Source organism: Paenibacillus sp. FSL R7-269 (genome assembly GCF_000517865.1).
Taxonomy (GTDB): Bacteria; Bacillota; Bacilli; order Paenibacillales; family Paenibacillaceae; genus Paenibacillus_AQ.
Map to the genome: position 1 here is coordinate 1 of NZ_ASPS01000087.1, position 1674 is coordinate 1674.

2 protein-coding genes are annotated in these 1674 nt (G+C 46.4%); both read right to left on the reverse strand.

Going from position 1 to position 1674, the window contains the following annotated elements:
- The coding region (locus tag C162_RS36240; RefSeq protein ID WP_235218564.1) for a YheC/YheD family protein at positions 1–139 on the reverse strand (139 nt) is incomplete at its 3' end.
- A gap of 954 nt (positions 140–1093) precedes the next feature.
- Positions 1094–1674 (reverse strand): YheC/YheD family protein (locus tag C162_RS29100; protein ID WP_036700613.1); only part of this gene is annotated, 581 nt, incomplete at its 5' end.

Genomic DNA, 1674 nt, shown 5'->3' on the forward strand with positions numbered 1-1674 from the left:
CGATGATCTGGCGGCTCTGGCGGCGTCCCTGGATATCGAAGAGAGACTTGCCTTCACGCTGACGCTCGATCCGCAGGATGCCGCGCCCCCCGGTGCCGTTGATCGGCTTCACATAGACAACGGGGCTGGATTTCAGCATCCGGTACAGATCGGCAGAGGACTGGTAGAGCAGCGTCTCCGGCAAGTGTTATAAAAGGCGGTAATACAAGTTATAGGGAAATATCAAATGTGATATTTTATTACCTTCTCCTCTATTCCTTGAGATTTTCTCATAAAAAGCACCGCCTACTATTCACTTCATCCTTTGAATTCTCGATAATCACATTAAAGGGATATTAATCTTTTTTATTCAAATTAATGGATTTTAAGCTTTTGTAATCGCTTACATATTAGGGGGATGATCTCAATTAAGGACTTTGATATTAAACAAGCTTTGTCTAAAAGTAAATAAGAAGGCGCGGGTGATGAAATGTGAGAGCATTAAAAACAATACTCCAAGCCATTCTCTATGTACTGTTGGCTATTGGACTACAGCTATTCTTAATTTATTTTCTAAGGATAAGAATAGAGGGTTGGGGAATTAAGCTATTGAATTTTTCAATAAAGATGTACCTTGTGCCACTTTCTTTACTTTTAGTTAATTCGTTTTTATATGTAAGAACACGGAGAATAAAATATCATATCACCTGGTTTCTATTAACTGTTTTACCGAGTTCTTTATTAATTTTATTTTCCAAAGCAATACAAAGGAGCGGAGAGTATGAGCAAGCAGTGGTTGAGATTAAATTCTTTCCTGAATATCAGGTGGAAATGCTCATTCTGCTCCCATTTAGCATTTTTATATTTCAGTTCATTTTGATCTTGTATTATTTGATTAAAGTAAGAAAAGAAGATGTTAATTTGAAATAATGAGGGGTTATTACAATGAAAAGAATTTTCGGAATGGTCAGAAATATGTTATTTGACATTGATTAAAGTGTACTTTTAGCGATTATTAAAGACAATTCCAAGAGACGTGGATGGATTGTAAAATCTGCGCATAAAAAGAACCCCCTCAGATCCAGAGGGGGTTCTTTGCTATCAAATAAAACCCCTACTCCTCAACCACCTTAGAAGAACTAGGCGTATTCTTATTCTTATACACCCACATCGCATATTCCAGCGGGCGGACCAGCGCTTTGCGGTAGGTGCTGTTGTCGCCGGAGCGGGCGAAGACCTCGCGGGCAGGCTTGGGGTTGACCTCCAGCACGTAGATCTTGCCCTCGCGGTCGATGGCCAGATCCAGGGCCAGCTCGCAGAGGGCGCCGAAGCTGTCTTCGAGATAGGCGGCCGCCTCGATCCCCAGCTTCTCGGCAGCACGCATGGCCTTGTCGGCCCGCTCTTCGCTGCCAAGCCACTGCTTCAGTAGCGTCTCTGCCTTCATGGCATGACCGCCGCCATGGAGATTCGAGGTGACGCTGCGGGCGGCGCCCACCCGGCCGGCCATACCGGTGAACTCCCAGTCGCCCTGGCCGTTCTTCTGCACCAGCATCCGGTAGTCGTGGAACCGGCCGCTGGGCAGCCGCAGCGGGATGCCCTGCTGCACCAGGAATTTACCGCCGATGCACCACTGGCGGACGATGGTCTCCAGCCGGTTCAGCGACACCTTGCGCGGGGCGATGATCTGGCGGCTCT